This is a genomic window from Bradyrhizobium sp. LB11.1 (assembly GCF_040549385.1).
Lineage (GTDB): Bacteria > Pseudomonadota > Alphaproteobacteria > Rhizobiales > Xanthobacteraceae > Bradyrhizobium.
Genome location: NZ_JBEPTH010000016.1, coordinates 21599 through 37721, shown reverse-complemented (window position 1 = coordinate 37721; position 16123 = coordinate 21599). Strand labels below are relative to the sequence as shown.

Below are 16123 nucleotides of genomic sequence, written 5' to 3'. Positions count from 1 at the left end.
TGCTCCATTGAACAAGTCTGTCGTCGTCTCTGAGGAAACGCTGACCGAGCCGGTCGTCGTCAGCGACGTCGCGCCCGTGGCCAAGACGGGCGCAGGACCGGCCTACATCGTGCTCGCCGGCATCAGTTTCTCGCACTTCCTCAACGACACCATGCAGTCGCTGATCGCCTCGGTGTATCCGATCCTGAAGGACACCTACGCGCTCGACTTCGCGCAGATCGGCATGATCACGCTGGCCTTCCAGTTCACGGCCTCGCTGCTCCAGCCGCTGGTCGGCCACTATACCGACAAGAAGGCGCAGCCTTACTCGCTGTCGATCGGCATGGCCTCGACCTTCTTCGGCCTGCTGCTGCTCAGCGCCGCGCACCAATATCTCGTCATCCTGATTGCCGCAGCCCTGGTCGGTCTCGGCTCGGCGGTGTTTCACCCTGAGTCGGCGCGCATCGCGCGGCTCGCCTCCGGCGGCCGCTACGGTTTCGCGCAATCGGTGTTCCAGCTCGGCGGCAGTTTCGGTACCTCGATGGGGCCGGTGCTCGCCGCCTTGATCGTCGTGCCGTTCGGGCAGGGCAGCATCGCCTGGTTCTCCTCGATCGCGTTCCTTGCGATCGTCATCCTCTGGCGCATCGGCCGCTGGTACGAACCGCAGATCAAGGCGAAGAAGACGGCGGCGGTTCAAGCCCATCCCGACGCGCCGAGCTCGCGCCGCGTGACGATCGCGCTGCTCGTGCTGGTGGCGCTGTTGTTCTCGAAGCAGCTCTACGTCTCGAGCCTGTCGAGCTACTACATCTTCTATCTGATCGACCGCTTCGGCGTGTCGACCCAGGCCGCGCAGATGTACCTCTTCATCTTCCTCGCCGCGAACGCGGTCGGCGCGTTTCTCGGTGGTCCCTTGGGGGATCGCTTCGGCCGTAAGATCGTGATCTGGATTTCGATTCTGGGCGCGCTGCCGTTCACGCTGGCGCTGCCCTATGCCGGGCTCACCGCGAGCGCGGTACTCACCGTCATCATCGGCCTCATCATCTCCTCGACGACGTCGTCGATCATCGTGTTCGCGCAGGAGCTGGTGCCGCATCGCTTCGGCATGATCTCCGGCGTGTTCTTCGGCGTTGCCTTCGGTATCGGCGGCCTGGGCGCGGCTGTGCTCGGCAAGCTCGCAGATCACACCTCGATCGAGTTCGTCTATCAGGTCTGCGCCTATCTGCCGGCGATCGGGCTGCTTGCGGTGTTCCTGCCCAAGCTGCCGCGGCACGTGCGTTAACAAATCCTGTTTCGCCGCATTGCGGCTTCATACATCGTTAGCAATTGCGGCGTGCGGAAGCGTTTTCCAGCGAAGTGGAAGCCGGTTCGCGTCAAGAAAACGCGTCAAACAAGAATCTAGAGCTTCCGCGGAAGCTCTAGCTGCCGCATTTTTGCAACGCTTTGGCCGCACGCACGTGTGCAGTTAGGAAAAATCAACCTTAAAAATTAGGGTTAAGTGGCGCTTAAGCATTTGGTGCCATCGTCCGCCTGTGAGTTTCCAGAACGTGAGGCATCTGCATTTTGTCTCACCGGCCATAAGGACGAAGCCAATGCGTAGCGTTAAGTCTCTCCTTGCCGCGGGTGCGGCATCACTGATCTCGTCGACGGCGTTCGCCGCCGATATGCCGATCGCGGCACCGCCCCCCATGTACGCGCCGGTTGCCCCGCCCTCCGACTTCGGCGGCTGGTATCTGCGCGGCGACGTCGGCATGACCAACCAGAGCGCCAAGCGCATTGACAGCGCGACTGCGGCTGCATTCCCGACCACGACGGCCGGCCTCGGCTTCGACTCGTCGCCGCTGTTCGACCTCGGCGTCGGCTATCGTTTCAACAACTGGTTCCGCGCCGACGTGATCGGCCAGTATCGCGGCAAGGCCAATCTGCACGGTTCGCAGAGCGTCCTTCTCGGGCCGACCGATGTCGAAGCCAACACCTACACCGGCAGCAAGTCCGAGTGGGTCGTCATGGCCAACGCCTATGTCGATCTCGGCACCTGGTGGTGCATCACGCCGTTCATCGGCGCCGGTGTCGGCGGCTCCTACAACAAACTCTCCGGCTTCCAGGACAACGGCGTCCGCTACGCCGGCGGCGTGCTGTCCAACAGCGTCACCAATTTCGGCGACAACGGAAAGTGGAACCTCGCATGGGCCGCCCATGCCGGTCTCGCCTACAAGGTCAATCCCGGGTTCACCGTCGAACTGGCCTACAGCTACATGGATCTCGGCGACGCTGCGCCCGGCAACTTCCGTGCGTTCGACGGCAGCATCTCCGGTGCTTCGACGATCAAGGTCAAGGACATCACCTCGCACGACGTCAAGCTTGGCGTGCGCTGGGAACTCAACAGCCCGCCGGCCTACATGCCGCCGCCGCTCGTCACCAAGGGCTGATCGTTCGCCCCATCGCTTAATGTCTCTTAACGGCGCGGGATCATCCCGCGCCGTTTTGCTTTGCGTATTTTTCATTGCCTGGCGGCGACGAAAGCCCCCGGCGCAACCATTGGTTAAGGTTAACGAGCCATGATCATAAGCGAAAGTTCGTGTTCGATGGAGCGTTGCAATGCGTGGGCTGATGTTGGCGGCGGCGATGTTGGGGACGGTGTCTGCCGCGCACGCGGCCGATATGCCGGATCTGCCCGCGCTGCGCGGCGGCTTCACCGACGGTCTGTCCAAGACCTCCCATAATTGGGATGGCGCTTATGTCGGCGTCAATGGCGGCTACACGAGCAACGCGACCGATTTCAGTCAGAGCGTCGTCGGCCTGACCAACTTCATCTTCCGCGACAGCGTGCTGCAGCAGCCGACCGCGAATTGGTCGCTCATGAACAAGACCAACACGCAGAGCACGAATTTCGGCGCCTTCGTCGGCCGCAACTGGCAATGGTACGATGCCATTCTCGGTCTCGAGGGCACCTACTCCTATTTCAACAACCTCGCCACGTCGACGTCGGGCAGCAACTCGCTCACGATCGTCAATCCGGCCGGCGATATGCATGCCGCGAACGTCACCGACAATTACGACGTGACATTGACCGGCACCGCCGCGGCGAAGGTCAAGGACATGATCACGCTGCGCGGCCGCGTCGGCTGGGACGGCGGCGATTTCATGCCCTATGCCTTCGCCGGCGCTGCCGTCGGCCGAATGGACGTCTCTCGCTCGGTGACGAGCAATGTAGACTTGCGCCAGGATGTGACGAACTCGGTAACTAACGGCCTCGGCGTCGTGGTGACGACGACCACGTTCGGAGCGCCACAGGCCGTTCCGGCGCAGTCGCAGGCGCAAACGCAGCGCCGGACGAACGCCTTCGCGGTCGGTTGGGTCGCCGGCCTCGGCCTCGAATACTGCATCTGGGAGGGTCTGTTCGCGCGCGTGGAATACGAGTACGTGAAATTCTCGCCCGTCATGAACACCTCCGTGACGCTGAACAATGCGCGCGTCGGGCTCGGCTACAAGTTCTGACGCGGCTTCGCTGCGCCGCGGTTGACAGGTCCGCCGCGTCCTGATGCTCTGTCGCCCAATGGGGCGGTAGCGATGCAGATCTACGGCGACAGCAATTCCGGCAATTGTCTGAAGGTGAAGTGGGTCTGCGACAGGCTCGCATTGCCCTATCGCTGGACCGAGATCGACACGCGCAAGGGCGAGACGCGCACATCGCATTTCCTGAAGTTGAACGGTGCCGGCCAGGTGCCGACTGTCGCCTTCGACGACGGCCGCACGCTGGCGCAGTCCAACGCCATCATCCGCTATCTCGCCCGCGACAGTGCACTGATTCCACGCGACGCCTTTGCTGCCGCCAAGATGGACGAATGGCTGTTCTGGGAGCAGTACAGCCACGAACCCTATATCGCGGTGTGCCGCTTCCAGCTGATCTATCTCGGCAAGGAGGTATCCGAGCTCGATCCTGACAAGGTCAAGCGTGGCTATGCGGCGCTCGACCGCATGGAGCAGCATCTCACCGCTGTCAGCTTCTTCGCGGGCGATGAGGTCTCACTCGCCGACGTCTCGCTGCTGGCCTATACCCGTCTCGCGCATGAAGGCGGCTTTGATCTCGGCCGCTATGCAGCCATCTCCCGTTGGATCGGCGAAGTCGAGGCTTATCTCGGCCTGTCGCCGGCGCGCTGAGTTCTGGAGTTCCTGTATGAACGACAAATCCGTCACCATCCGTCCTGCGCGTCGCGAGGACGTTTCCGCGATCGTGGCGATGCTCGCCGACGATCATCTCGGCCGTGCCCGCGAGCGCGTCGAGGATCCGCTTCCGGCCGTCTACTACCAGGCATTCGAACGGGTCGAGCACGACCAAAATCTCTTGCTTGTAGTTGCCGAGAGCGAGGGCAGGGTGGTCGGCTGTCTGCAGCTCGCGGTGCTCGCAGGCATCAGCTCGCAAGGCGGCATTCGCGGTCTGCTCGAGGATGTCCGCGTTGCCAGCGACTGCCGCAGCCGGGGCATCGGCGAGCAATTGGTGCAATGGGCGATCACTGAGGCGAAAGCGCGCGGCTGCAATCTGGTCGAATTGCTGACGCATGCGAGCAGGGTCGACGCGCAGCGCTTCTACAAGCGTCTCGGATTTGCGTTGAGCCACGCCGGCATGACTGTCCGCTTTTGATGCAGTTCGTGGGTGAGCGTTGCGCGATCAACGAAATCGGATCGCGCGTTCGTTCATATTAAGAGCTGATAAACTACCCGTTCGTGGTTCACGTTGATTGCGGAACGAAGGGTGCTAGGCAGCGTCAGGACACCGGGCTCGGTCGGTTCGGGGATTTCAATGACAAGCTATTCGATGATCAAGGTCGGCAACGATTACGTTGTGCAGGCCAATGATAAATGCATTTTGAAAGTCGGCAGCCGCCGTCGCGCAGCGCAATTGATCAGCGAGGCCACGGACTTGCTGAACGCGCTGACGGCTGTCGAAGCCCCCGGCATTGCGCCGGAGGAGCCATCACTCCAGCGTGAGACGCCGGAACTTCCTTGACTGCCCTGCCCGATTCCCGTATCAGCCGCGGCGGGACACCTCCCCCCAACGGGAGGCTTACTATCTGGAAGGGTAGATCATGACTATAGCGAAGCCCGCTTCGCGGCCCAACGTGCCGCATTTCTCCTCCGGCCCCTGCGCCAAGCGCCCCGGCTGGAACGCCCAAAATCTCAAGGACGCAGCGCTCGGCCGTTCGCATCGCGCGAAGGTCGGCAAGACCAAGCTCAAGCTCGCGATCGATCTGACGCGCGAAGTGCTTGAAGTGCCCGCCGATTATCGCATCGGCATCGTGCCGGCGTCCGATACCGGCGCGGTCGAGATGGCGCTGTGGTCGCTGCTTGGTGCAAGGCCCGTCACCACGCTCGCCTGGGAATCCTTCGGCGAGGGCTGGGTCAGCGACATCGTCAAGGAATTGAAGCTCAAGGACGTCACCAAGCTGAACGCGGCTTACGGTGAGATCCCGGATCTTTCGAAGGTCGATCCGAAGTCCGACGTCATCTTCACCTGGAACGGCACCACCTCCGGCGTGCGCGTGCCGAACGCGGACTGGATCAGCGCGACCCGCGAAGGTCTGACTATCTGCGACGCGACTTCCGCCGCATTTGCGCAAGCCCTCGACTGGGCCAAGCTCGATGTCGTCACCTTCTCCTGGCAGAAGGCGCTCGGCGGCGAAGCGGCGCACGGCATGCTGATCCTGTCGCCGCGTGCGGTGGAGCGGCTCGAGACCTACAAGCCGGCCTGGCCGCTGCCGAAGATTTTCCGCATGACCAAGGGCGGCAAGATCAACGAAGGCATCTTCGTCGGCGAGACCATCAACACGCCGTCGATGCTTTGTGTCGAGGACTACCTCGACGCGCTGAACTGGGCCAAGTCGATCGGCGGCCTCAAGGCGCTGATCGGTCGCGCCGACGCCAACACCAAGGTGCTCGCCGACTGGAAGGCGAAGACGCCCTGGATCGACTTCCTGGCCAAGGACGCGGCGATCCGCTCCAACACTTCGGTGTGCCTGAAGTTCACCGATCCCGCGCTTACCTCGCTCTCCGAAGACGCACAGGCCGACTTCTCCAAGAAGCTGGTGGCGCTGGTCGAGAAGGAAGGCGCCGGCTACGACTTCGCATATTACCGCGATGCGCCGGCTGGCCTGCGCATCTGGTGCGGCGCCACCGTCGAGGCCAGGGACGTCGAGCTGCTGACGCAGTGGATCGACTGGGCCTTTGCCGAGACCAAGGCCGCTCTGCCCAAGGCGGCCTGAGTTACTTGCTTGGCCTCTCCTCGTTCTCGCGGGGAGAGGCAGAAGAAGTCGTTCCCAGACATCAACCTGTTCCGGTCGAACGCCGTCCCTTCCATCAGGGAAGGTAGAGGATCATCCCCATGACCAAACCCAAAGTTCTCATTTCCGACGCGCTCTCGCCCGCTGCCGTGCAGATCTTCAAGGATCGCGGCGTCGAGGTCGACTTCCAGCCCAACCTCGGCAAGGACAAGGACAAGCTTGCCGAGATCATCGGCAATTACGACGGCCTCGCGATCCGCTCCGCGACGAAAGCGACCGCCAAGATCCTGGAGAAGGCGACCAACCTCAAGGTGATCGGCCGCGCCGGCATCGGCGTCGACAATGTCGAGATTCCGGCTGCGACGGCCAAGGGCATCATCGTGATGAACACGCCGTTCGGCAATTCGATCACGACCGCCGAGCACGCGATTACGCTGATGCTGGCGCTGGCCCGCGAGATCCCGCAGGCCGACGCCTCGACCCAGGCCGGCAAGTGGGAGAAGAACCGTTTCATGGGCGTCGAGATCACCGGCAAGGTGCTCGGCGTGGTCGGCTGCGGCAACATCGGCTCGATCGTCGCAGACCGCGCGCTCGGCCTGCGCATGAAGGTGGTCGCGTTCGATCCGTTCCTGTCGCCGGAGCGCGCCAGGGACATCGGCGTCGAGAAGGTCGAGCTCGATGACCTGCTCAAGCGCGCCGACTTCATCACCCTGCACACGCCGCTCACCGAGAAGACCAGGAACATCATCGACGCGGCCGCGATCGCCAAGACGAAGAAGGGCGTGCGCCTGATCAACTGCGCCCGCGGCGGTCTCGTCGACGAGCAGGCCGTGGTCGATGCGCTCAACGCCAAGCACATCGCCGGCGCCGCCTTCGATGTCTTCGTCGAGGAGCCCGCGAATACGAACGTGCTGTTCGGACATCCCGGCGTGATCTGCACACCGCATCTCGGCGCCTCCACCACGGAAGCGCAGGAGAACGTTGCGCTCCAGGTCGCCGAGCAGATGTCGGACTATCTGCTCACCGGCGCGATCTCGAACGCGGTGAACTTCCCCTCCATCACCGCGGAAGAGGCGCCGAAGCTGAAGCCGTTCATCGCGCTCGCCGAGAAGCTCGGCTCGTTCGCCGGCCAGCTGACTGAGTCCGGCATCCTCAAGGTCGAGATCACCTATGAGGGCCACGTCGCCGAGATGAAGATCAAGGCGATCACCTCCGCCGTGCTGTCGGGCCTGCTGCGGCCGATGCTGGGCGAGGTCAACGTGGTGTCCGCGCCCGTCGTCGCCAAGGAGCGCGGCATGGTGGTGGACGAGATCGTGCGCGCCGCGCAGAGCGATTATGAAAGCCTGATCACCGTCACGGTCGCGACCGAACGTCAGGAGCGCTCGGTGTCCGGTACCGTCTATCATGACGGCAAGCCGCGGCTGGTCGATATCAAGGGCATCCGCGTCGATGCCGAGTTCGGCAAGTCGATGATCTATGTGACCAACGAGGACAAGCCGGGCTTCATCGGCAGTTTCGCGGGCCTTCTGGGTGACGCGAAGATCAACATCGCGACCTTCCACCTCGGCCGCGTCGAACAGGGCGGCGATGCCATCGCGCTGATCGAGGTCGACGGCGCGGTGCCGGCCGATCTGCTCGCCAAGGTGCAGGCGCTGCCGCAGGTCAAGCAGGTCAAGGCGCTGACGTTCTGATACGCCGACATATTCCGACCCGCGGAACAACGCCGCCTCCATTACCGGAGGCGGCGTTTTATTTCTCCCGCGGCCGCCAGACATTGTGTACCAATGGCGACCAGGACGCCTCTTACCAACGCCTCCGTACCAATCGTTCGAAAAGGGAGAAAACAATGCGTGAAGCCGTCATCGTTTCCTACGCGCGCACGGGCCTTGCCAAGTCCGGCCGCGGCGGGTTCAACATCACGCCGCCGATGTCGCTGGCCGCGCACGCCATCCATCACGCGGTCGATCGCGCCGGCGTCGACAAGGATTATGTCGAGGATTGCTATCTCGGCAATTGCGCCCATGGCGCGCCGAACATCGGCCGTCAGGCCGCGCTGCTTGCCGGTCTGCCGACGACCACGGCCGGGGTCTCGGTGAACCGCTTCTGCTCGTCGGGCCTGCAGACCATCGCCATGGCCGCCAATTCGATCCGCTCCGATGGCGCCGACTGCATCGTCGCCGGCGGCGTCGAAAGCATCTCGATGCCTGGCGGCGGGACGCCGAAGGAATCGATCGATCCGGAACTGCTCAAGGTCGCGCCCGACATCTTCATGGCGATGATCGACACCGCCGACATCGTTGCCGAGCGTTACAAGCTCAGCCGCGAATATCAGGACGAGTTCTCGCTGGAATCGCAGCGCCGCATGGCGGCCGCCCAGCAGGCCAACAAGTTCAAGGACGAAATCGTCCCGATGAAGACCAGGATGAAGGTCGTCGACAAGGCGACCAAGGCGGAGTCGATTGTCGACTACGTCGTCGATCGCGACGAGTGCAACCGTCCCGAGACCACGATGGAAGGCCTCGCCAAGCTCGAGCCGGTGAGGGGCCCGGGCAAATACGTCACCGCCGGCAACGCTAGCCAGCTCTCCGACGGCGCTGCCGCCGTGGTGCTGATGGAAGCCAAGGATGCCGAGAAGCGCGGCCTCAAGCCGCTTGGTCGTTTCGTCGCCTGGGCAGCCGCAGGCTGTGAGCCGGACGAGATGGGCATCGGTCCGGTGTTTGCGATCCCGAAGCTGTTGAAGCGTCACGGCCTCAAGATCGACGACATCGATCTCTGGGAGCTCAACGAGGCCTTCGCCAGCCAGTGCCTCTATTCGCGCGACAAGCTCGGGATCGATCCCGCCAAGTACAACGTCAACGGCGGCTCGATCGCGATCGGCCATCCCTTCGGCATGACCGGTGCCCGTCTCACCGGCCATCTCCTGCAGGAAGGCGCCCGCCGCAAGGCCAAGTGGGGCGTCGTGACCATGTGTATCGGCGGCGGCCAGGGCGGCGCCGGCCTGTTCGAGATCTACAGCTGAGGCGGTCGCCTCACTGAATGCAAAAAGGGCACGGCGCAAGCCGTGCCCTTTTTTGTTTGCGACTTCATCGTCATTGCGAGCGTAGCGCTCGCAATGACGATGGCGCCTTACGCCCGCGTAACCACCGGCGCGAAGGTCACTTCGATCAGCGTGCCCGAACTGCCCGCGCTCTTGATGTTGAACTGGGCGCGGTTGGCTTCGACCAGCGCCTTGGTCAGCGACAGGCTGAGCGCGGAATTGTCCGAGGCATCGCCGGGGGGCGGCATGCGGAACGGCTCCATCGCGGCTGCGACTTCTTTCTCGCTCAGGCCATGGCCGGTGTCGCGGATGCGGAGCGCGATCTCGCCGCGATCGTTCAATGCGGTCGAGACGATGACCTGGCCGCCGGCACTGGCAAGCCGGATCGAGTTCGAGATCAAATTCATCGTGACCTGGCGCAGCGCGCGCGCATCGGCCGTCACCTGCGGCAGCGCGTGTGCGAGCGAGGTGCGGATGATGATGCGTTCGCGGTTGGCCAGTGGCTGCATCACCGTGACACAGGCCTCGACGAGGTCGTTGAGGTTGAGGTTCGCGAAATTGAGATCGAGCTTGCCGGTCTCGATCCGCGACAGCTCCAGCAGATCGTCGATGATGGTGATGACGCGCTCGCCGGAGGCCCGGATGTCCTTCATGTATTCGCCGTAGCGCTCATTGCCGAGCGTACCGAAACGCTCGGAGATCATCACCTCGGCAAAGCCGATGATGGCGTTGAGCGGCGTGCGGATCTCGTGGCTGATCCGCGCCAGCATGTCGGCCTTGGCATTCGCCGCGCCGTCGACCAGACGTCGCGCCTGCGTCAGCTCGCTCTCGCCCTTCTTGCTGTGCGAGAGATCGCGGAACACGGCGAAGAAGTTCGGGCCATCGGGCCGCGTGCGGCCCATGATCATCGCGAGCGGAAGCACGCCGCCGTTCTTCTCGCGGCCCAGCACCTCGCGGCCATGGTCGAGCAGGCTCGCGATGTCCTGGCTCTTGAGGCTTTGGAGATAGTCGATGACGATCTGCTGGCTCTCGGGCGCGAACAGCGTCAGCAGGCTCTGCTGCATCAGCGCCGCCCCGTCATGGCCGAACAGCGCCTCCGCGCTGCGGTTGCAGGCGTGGATGTTGCCTTCGGCGTCGAACATCACGATGCCCTCGGCCGTGGTGTCGAGGATCGCGGCGAGATCTTCCGCTTCGGCGTCGCCGGCCTCCAACTCGGCCTCGCCCTCCGGCAGATCGGGGATCACCACCACCGGCGCCGCTATCACGGGCGCAACGACCACAGGCATGGCCTGCGGCAGCGCGCAGATCAGCGCATGCGCGCCTGCGCCGTCCCAGTCGATCGTGTGCAGATGCGCTTCGGTGGTCGCAAGCGGCTGCTCGCCGTTCGCAACCATCGCGCTGATCGTCACCGGCGTTCCCGCTTGCGACGTGCTGCTCGCGGCGGAGACGCCCGGCTCGACATAGAGCGCATCGAGCCCGCCGGCATCTTCCAGCGCGGTAAGGCTGGCATAGCCCATGCGCGCGAGGAAGGCGGGGTTGGCGTAGAGCAGGCGATCGAGCCGATAGATCAGCATGCCCGTCGGGACCAGATCGAGCAGCGCGCGGTCGCGCGTGCTGTGGCCGTGCGCGGGCGGTGCGGGCTCGGTCAGCCATTCGGCTGCCGCCGGCGGCGCCTCAGGCTCCGGCGTAAGTGCTTCCTGCGTGATCTCGTCCGCCGGCGGCTCGGCCGCGACGGAGGCCATCGACTCGCGCTCGCGTTCAAGCCGCTCGGACAATTGCCGCGCGAGTTCGTTGAACGCGCTGTTCTCGACCGGCGTCAGCGTTGGTGATCTCTGATCATTAGTTGATCTCTGATCATGGGATGATCTGAGATCACCGGGGGCGCGGAACGGCACGACATTCGGAGGCGTTTCCACTGGCGTTTCCGGATCGGTTGGGTGTGAATTCGCTTCGATGAAGAGTGCAGGCGGTTCAGGCTCGATTGCAGTCGGCGTTTCAGGCTCTGGCGGCGGCGATGCCTCGACCGGCGGCGGCGTCTCCGGCTCGGGATCAGGCTCGATCACATCGGCCGAGAGGCGCTGCGCGGTACGCGGCTCCGCGAACAACTCATACCGCCTGAGCGCATCGAGCCGGTTGAGCCCGTCGAGATCGCGGCAGACGCCAAAACCCTTGAAGCCCGCAAAGTTGCGTTCGCTGTCGTAGACCGGCAGGCCCGCAAGCTCGACCGGCAGATGCTCGCCGCCATCGGCGGGCCAGTTCACGGTGATGCCGGCCCAGGTGTCGTGGCTGGCGAGCGCCTGCGCGACGCGGCCGTCCGGATCGAGCGAGAACTCGTCGGCGATCTCATGCCAGGGCCGGCCGAAGCCGGATGCCGTGTGTGCGCCCATCAGGCGGATGAATTCGGCTGACGCCAGCACAAACCGCCCCTCCGCATCCATCTGCCACAGGAAACGCAGCGGATGCTGGCGCGGTGTCTCCGCGTAAGCGGATTGCGGCTCGACCATGATCGAGGTCATCGGCGCGGCTTGCGGCGGCACGATGGCTGCGGGCGGGTTTTCAACCGGTGTTTCCGGGGCAGCTTCGACGGTCGTCTCGGCCGGCGTCGGCGTCTCGTCCGGTTCGGCGAACGGGTCGAACATCGCGATCCCGGCGGCGGGCTCGCTCGCTTGCGGCGTCTCGACTGGCTGCGATGCGGGCGCGATCGGCGCTTGAGGCGCAGGATCCGGCACGGCGTCAGGCATGGCGTTCGGCACGCTCTCGGCTACGGGCCCAGCTTGCACAGCGGCAGGTTCGATCAGCGGCTCGATCAGCGCGACGAGACCGACATCGGCCCCGACACCGACCCGTTGCAGCACCATCTTGCCGATGCCGATCGGCATCTCGACGCGGCCCTCGCTAAGCGCATCGCGGCGGGCCTGCTCGAGCCCGGCCTCGCCGAGATCGCGAAAGCCGAGCAGGGGCCGTGCCGCCTCGCTGGCGCCGGCAAACATTCCGTCCGGCGCGAACGCTGCCATCGGCACGGCAGCGCCGTCGACGAGACGATGCAGCCGCTCGACCAGCGACATGGTGCGCGCGCCCGCATCCATCGCGGTGACGAGCACGCCTTCGCCGCCATCGGCAAAATTGAGCCGCGCACAGGCGCAGGTCATCAGCGTGCCGAACGCCGCGCCGAAGCCGCGCATCCGCTCCAGCCTGATGGCGCCGCTTGCTGACAGCCGTCGCGCCAGCTGCGCGACCTGGCGGCGATGGCCGTCGGCGGGCCCGAAGGTCTTTTGCGCAAGAGCCGCCGCGTTATCGGCACCGAAGAACTTCGCGCCGACCGCATTCGCCCACAGCACGCGCGAGCCGTCGAGCGACCAGAGCCACGCCGGCAGCGGTGAGGTCGCATGCACGGACAGCCTGGGATCGCCGACGCCTCGCAACTGGAAATCCGAATTCGTCATCCGACCGGCTTGTATCTCGCTGTCACGCTTCAGCTGTCACGCTTCACTTGGGCGGCTGCCGGGAATGGCAGCCTTAAGAAAGGGTTAGTATCGCCCGCGGGCACGGGCAGGTCCACGGCCCGAGCCTAGGCGAGGGTGCCTAATGCCGCGATAACCTTAATCCGGCTGAACCCGCAAGCCGCCGCGCGGCTGCATCCGCAGGATTCAGGGCGAGATCGTCAGCGGCGCCGCGATGGACGCGATCAAGGCGAGGCATCAGGCCTGACGGGATGTTCCTTGGCTTGCACCGATCGGGCCGCGGGCGCGGTCTAACCTCGCCCGCTTGCGGGAGAGGTCGCGCCGAAGGCGCGGGTGAGGGCTCTTCCCTCTGGGGGGTCCTCGCCAGCGGAGACACCCTCTCCCCAGCCCTCCCCGCAAGCGGGGGAGGGAGCGCACCGCCTTCGTGGTTCGGACTCATCCCACCTCAACCCCCGGTTCCCCACCCCGGGAACCTCATCCTCCCCGAGATTAAATTTCGCAACGCACCCCCGGATCACATTGCGTTGCACAATGTTGACATGTTAGGCAGGAATACTGCTGGGCGCTGGACGAGCCATCTCGTTTGTTTCGCGTTTCCAGCCTCCGTTCCCGCCAAATCCTGGGTCAAGAAACCAAAAGCCAGGAACCAGCCCCGATCGGGCCGGCGGGCGCGCCAGAAGGCTCACCCACATTTTTGATTAGCGTTGAGGGATAACCATGACAGGTGCGACTGATCCGTTTTCTGCCTCGATCATTCCGTTCGAGGTCCCCGAGCAGATGCGTGCATTCGCCGAAAAGGGCGTTTCGCAGGCCCGCGAGAACTACGCCAAGTTCAAGGACGCCGCCGAAAGCCACAACGGCACCGTCGAGGCCGTGTTCACCTCGGTGAACAAGGGCGCGAGCGAGTACACCGCCAAGCTGGTGGAATTCATGAAGGCCAACACCACGGCTCATCTGGACTTCGCCCAGGAGCTGTTCGGCCTGAAGTCGCCGACCGAAGCCGTGCAGCTGTGGACCACCCACACCCGCACCCAGCTCGAGACCCTCCAGGCCCAGGCCAAGGAGCTGCTCGAGCTCGGCCAGCGCGTCGCCGCCGAGACCGCCGAGCCGATCAAGGCCGGTGCCTCGAAGCTGTACAAGCCCGCCGTCTGAGCGGACCGGTCTTGAATTGATTAAGAAACCCGGGCCGCGAGGTCCGGGTTTTGTCTTGGAAATTACGTTGCTTAAGACGGCGATTATCGGGTTCTGCGGCCTTGCCAAAAACGGCCGTTGCACCTAGTTTCCGCCCCGTCCAGCCCCCCTCGGTGACCGGCCTGTCAAAGGCGCCCATGGCGGCTCGCAAGGATGCAGTTGTAGCTCAGTTGGTTAGAGCGCCTGTCTGTGGAACAGGAGGTCGGTGGTTCGAGCCCACCCAACTGTACCAATCAAATCATATATTTACAGAAAATGGCTGGGCTTTGTGATCGTTGTAGCTACCAGATAGCTACCACGCGGTGATGCATTGTGCCCTTGCCGAGAACGTATCGCCGCAGCTTGATGCTGGCATCGGATCGGATCTCGCGGTCTGTGCGCCGCTTTTCTCGCTCGTCGCGCTCTTTGATGTAGATCTCGACGGCCGTCCGCACCGTTGGGGCAGGGCCGGCCGCCTGAGCGGCTCCTTCCGTCCTTGCCCGGGCGACAGCTTCGCGCGCGGCCTTCATGGCCTGTTCGAAGGTTAGGGTGCCATCTCTTGCCTTGTCGTTGAGGTCGTTGGCGACGCCGAGGGGGGCCTGCTGGAGTTGCCGCCTTCGGAGTGATTCCGCCAACAGATGAGCTTCCTCGAATTTGCGCTCGTGCTGAACGTTTTCGCGATGCGATCGAGCGCGGCGATCGTCGAGATATTCGCGTCACATTCGAGTGCTTTCCACTAGGATCATGCGGGGATGCGACGCTCCTTCTGGCGCAGTATCTGAAGATTAATGGGCACGACGGCTTCGCTTATCTTTGCGGTGTTCGCGACGGGCAGTCTTACGACTGGCTCGGGCGCCGATCGCTCATTTCTCCGACAACCCATTGCGGTGTTTATTGGGGAAACGCGCAATTCCGAATCGACTCCAATAACCCAGCGGACCTCGATTGTTGCGACCTGAACACTCGGCTTTCGCCGGTGTCGCTTACGGCCACATTCTCAAAAATCTGGCTTACCCCCCGAGCTGCCTCTGCCAAGCCGCTCTCCCCCGAAGGCCGAAAGCTTAGGGTTTTGTTTACTCACCTCGAATATAAGAATTGTGCGTTATGTAGGGTATGCAGGCTATGTGTCCCAATTGCGGAGGTCGGTATGAGTGTCGATGAGCTTTCCTGGAAGACGTTGCTGGCCTTTCTGACAGTAATCACCCTATCCACGGTTCTGCTTCATGCCGGACACCCACCGGGAATCGCCGTCATGCCCTGCTTTCTTTTGTCCATGTTGATGCAGGGGCGGCTGACCGAGTGCTGACGTCTGACGACGAGTTTGATCAGGGCGAGGATCCGAAGCGTCACAACACTACTGATGTGATGCGGGCTCCGCGGATCCTGATAGTCGACGACGACAAGGCGGATGCGGATCGCATTGCTATCGCCCTGAGATCACCATCGTCAAAAATTGGGGAGCTCGACTGCGAGATCGCCTGGGCCAAGGACGTGGCGAGCGCTCGTAAGCATCTGGAGAAAGACGATATCGACCTATACTTTCTTGACTTGGACGTCTCGGAGCGCTGGTGGGAGCCGACGCAAAAGGAGACCGGAAAGGCCTTCGTCAAGGCCGTGATCGACAGTACGAACGCCGGCATTATCATCTGCTCGAATCTTCCGATCGACGAAGAGGCGCCGCCGCTGATCGAATATGGGGCCGATGACTACGTTGAGAAATCCTACGGTTTTCTTGCGATTGCACCGCGAGCAATGTCGGTGTGGCGGAGAACCCACACTGAACGTCGATCGAAGCAATCTCATTCTGGTCGGAAATTCTATGTCGGAAACTGGATGTTTACGATCGGCGATCGGCGGATCACCGATCGCTCGGGCAATTCCGAGCGCCTGTCGATCACTGAGCACATTTTCCTGCGCCATTTGTGCGCGGTGGATGGTCACGCAATTGACAGCGAGATTTTCAACATCGAAGTTCTCCGCAGAGAAAAACACGACAAGCACGTCCGCTTGGATGTCTTTGTGCCAAGGCTTCGAGCGAAGCTAAACAATACGATCGATCTTGTGCCTCAGGGGCGAACCGGAGTTTACAAGCTGTTGGGTGTCGAAGAAGTTTCGTCGTTCTAGCTCGCGATGTGATTTGACACCTCTAGTAAAAAGTCCCGCAACCGGTGATATGCCTCCGCACGTCTAGCTGTCCGCGG

At 63.2% G+C, this 16123-nt stretch carries 14 protein-coding genes and 1 tRNA gene; 13 read left to right on the top strand and 2 right to left on the bottom strand.

Going from position 1 to position 16123, the window contains the following annotated elements; all coding sequences use genetic code 11:
- The first annotated feature begins 7 nt into the window (after positions 1-7).
- The 9 genes from ABIA96_RS30700 (at position 8) to ABIA96_RS30660 (ending at position 9273) form a co-directional block, all read left to right on the top strand.
- Entirely contained in the window at positions 8-1258 is a 1251-nt protein-coding gene (locus ABIA96_RS30700; protein WP_354140672.1) for an MFS transporter, read from the top strand.
- 310 nt (positions 1259-1568) lie between these two features.
- Complete coding sequence (locus ABIA96_RS30695; protein WP_354140671.1) at positions 1569-2405, top strand: outer membrane beta-barrel protein; 837 nt, start codon at positions 1569-1571, stop codon at positions 2403-2405.
- Positions 2406-2574: 169 nt separating this feature from the next.
- The gene (locus tag ABIA96_RS30690) at positions 2575-3474 is read left to right on the top strand and encodes an outer membrane protein (RefSeq protein WP_354140670.1); all 900 of its coding nucleotides are present in this window, start codon (positions 2575-2577) and stop codon (positions 3472-3474) included.
- A gap of 72 nt (positions 3475-3546) precedes the next feature.
- A complete protein-coding gene (locus ABIA96_RS30685; protein ID WP_354140669.1) occupies positions 3547-4137 on the top strand; it encodes a glutathione S-transferase family protein in 591 nt (196 codons plus the stop codon).
- Between the two features lie 16 nt (positions 4138-4153).
- Complete coding sequence (locus ABIA96_RS30680) at positions 4154-4618, top strand: GNAT family N-acetyltransferase (RefSeq protein ID WP_354140668.1); 465 nt, start codon at positions 4154-4156, stop codon at positions 4616-4618.
- A gap of 174 nt (positions 4619-4792) precedes the next feature.
- Positions 4793-4984 (top strand): hypothetical protein, encoded by a 192-nt coding sequence (locus ABIA96_RS30675; RefSeq protein WP_354140667.1) that lies wholly within the window; start codon positions 4793-4795, stop codon positions 4982-4984.
- A gap of 79 nt (positions 4985-5063) precedes the next feature.
- Positions 5064-6236, top strand: a complete 1173-nt coding sequence (locus ABIA96_RS30670) for a phosphoserine transaminase (protein ID WP_354140666.1) — start codon at positions 5064-5066, stop codon at positions 6234-6236.
- Between the two features lie 119 nt (positions 6237-6355).
- The gene (gene serA, locus ABIA96_RS30665; RefSeq protein WP_354140665.1) at positions 6356-7945 is read left to right on the top strand and encodes a phosphoglycerate dehydrogenase; all 1590 of its coding nucleotides are present in this window, start codon (positions 6356-6358) and stop codon (positions 7943-7945) included.
- Between the two features lie 155 nt (positions 7946-8100).
- Positions 8101-9273: a thiolase family protein gene (locus ABIA96_RS30660; RefSeq protein ID WP_354140664.1), complete on the top strand. Its 1173-nt coding sequence runs from the start codon at positions 8101-8103 to the stop codon at positions 9271-9273.
- Positions 9274-9380: 107 nt separating this feature from the next.
- Here the strand turns inward: ABIA96_RS30660 and ABIA96_RS30655 are convergent, their stop codons facing one another.
- On the bottom strand, positions 9381-12734 hold the full coding sequence (locus ABIA96_RS30655; protein WP_354140663.1) for a PAS domain-containing sensor histidine kinase: 3354 nt from the start codon (positions 12732-12734) through the stop codon (positions 9381-9383).
- A gap of 735 nt (positions 12735-13469) precedes the next feature.
- Between ABIA96_RS30655 and ABIA96_RS30650 the strand changes: the two genes are divergently transcribed.
- Together ABIA96_RS30650 and ABIA96_RS30645 are read left to right on the top strand one after the other, a co-directional pair.
- Positions 13470-13904 carry a phasin gene (locus tag ABIA96_RS30650; protein ID WP_354140662.1) on the top strand — a complete coding sequence of 145 codons (435 nt, stop codon included), beginning with the start codon at positions 13470-13472 and terminating at the stop codon, positions 13902-13904.
- Between the two features lie 194 nt (positions 13905-14098).
- A tRNA-His gene (locus ABIA96_RS30645) sits at positions 14099-14175 on the top strand.
- Between the two features lie 49 nt (positions 14176-14224).
- Here the strand turns inward: ABIA96_RS30645 and ABIA96_RS30640 are convergent.
- Positions 14225-14557, bottom strand: a complete 333-nt coding sequence (locus ABIA96_RS30640) for a hypothetical protein (protein WP_354140661.1) — start codon at positions 14555-14557, stop codon at positions 14225-14227.
- Positions 14558-15069: 512 nt separating this feature from the next.
- Between ABIA96_RS30640 and ABIA96_RS30635 the strand changes: the two genes are divergently transcribed.
- Both ABIA96_RS30635 and ABIA96_RS30630 read left to right on the top strand, forming a co-directional pair.
- On the top strand, positions 15070-15228 hold the full coding sequence (locus ABIA96_RS30635) for a hypothetical protein (RefSeq protein WP_354140660.1): 159 nt from the start codon (positions 15070-15072) through the stop codon (positions 15226-15228).
- The gene (locus ABIA96_RS30630; RefSeq protein WP_354140659.1) at positions 15222-16046 is read left to right on the top strand and encodes a response regulator transcription factor; all 825 of its coding nucleotides are present in this window, start codon (positions 15222-15224) and stop codon (positions 16044-16046) included. The genes ABIA96_RS30635 and ABIA96_RS30630 overlap by 7 nt, the downstream gene beginning before the upstream one ends.
- The last annotated feature ends 77 nt before the right edge of the window (positions 16047-16123 follow it).

Bases quoted from the DNA above. Each gene is read 5' to 3' on its own strand.
- ABIA96_RS30695 (WP_354140671.1), top strand. From the start codon at position 1,569: ATGCGTAGCGTTAAGTCTCTCCTTGCCGCGGGTGCGGCATCACTGATC.
- ABIA96_RS30690 (WP_354140670.1), top strand. From the start codon at position 2,575: ATGCGTGGGCTGATGTTGGCGGCGGCGATGTTGGGGACGGTGTCTGCC.
- ABIA96_RS30685 (WP_354140669.1), top strand. From the start codon at position 3,547: ATGCAGATCTACGGCGACAGCAATTCCGGCAATTGTCTGAAGGTGAAG.
- ABIA96_RS30680 (WP_354140668.1), top strand. From the start codon at position 4,154: ATGAACGACAAATCCGTCACCATCCGTCCTGCGCGTCGCGAGGACGTT.
- ABIA96_RS30675 (WP_354140667.1), top strand. From the start codon at position 4,793: ATGATCAAGGTCGGCAACGATTACGTTGTGCAGGCCAATGATAAATGC.
- ABIA96_RS30670 (WP_354140666.1), top strand. From the start codon at position 5,064: ATGACTATAGCGAAGCCCGCTTCGCGGCCCAACGTGCCGCATTTCTCC.
- serA (WP_354140665.1), top strand. From the start codon at position 6,356: ATGACCAAACCCAAAGTTCTCATTTCCGACGCGCTCTCGCCCGCTGCC.
- ABIA96_RS30660 (WP_354140664.1), top strand. From the start codon at position 8,101: ATGCGTGAAGCCGTCATCGTTTCCTACGCGCGCACGGGCCTTGCCAAG.
- ABIA96_RS30655 (WP_354140663.1), bottom strand. From the start codon at position 12,734: ATGACGAATTCGGATTTCCAGTTGCGAGGCGTCGGCGATCCCAGGCTG.
- ABIA96_RS30650 (WP_354140662.1), top strand. From the start codon at position 13,470: ATGACAGGTGCGACTGATCCGTTTTCTGCCTCGATCATTCCGTTCGAG.
- ABIA96_RS30635 (WP_354140660.1), top strand. From the start codon at position 15,070: ATGAGTGTCGATGAGCTTTCCTGGAAGACGTTGCTGGCCTTTCTGACA.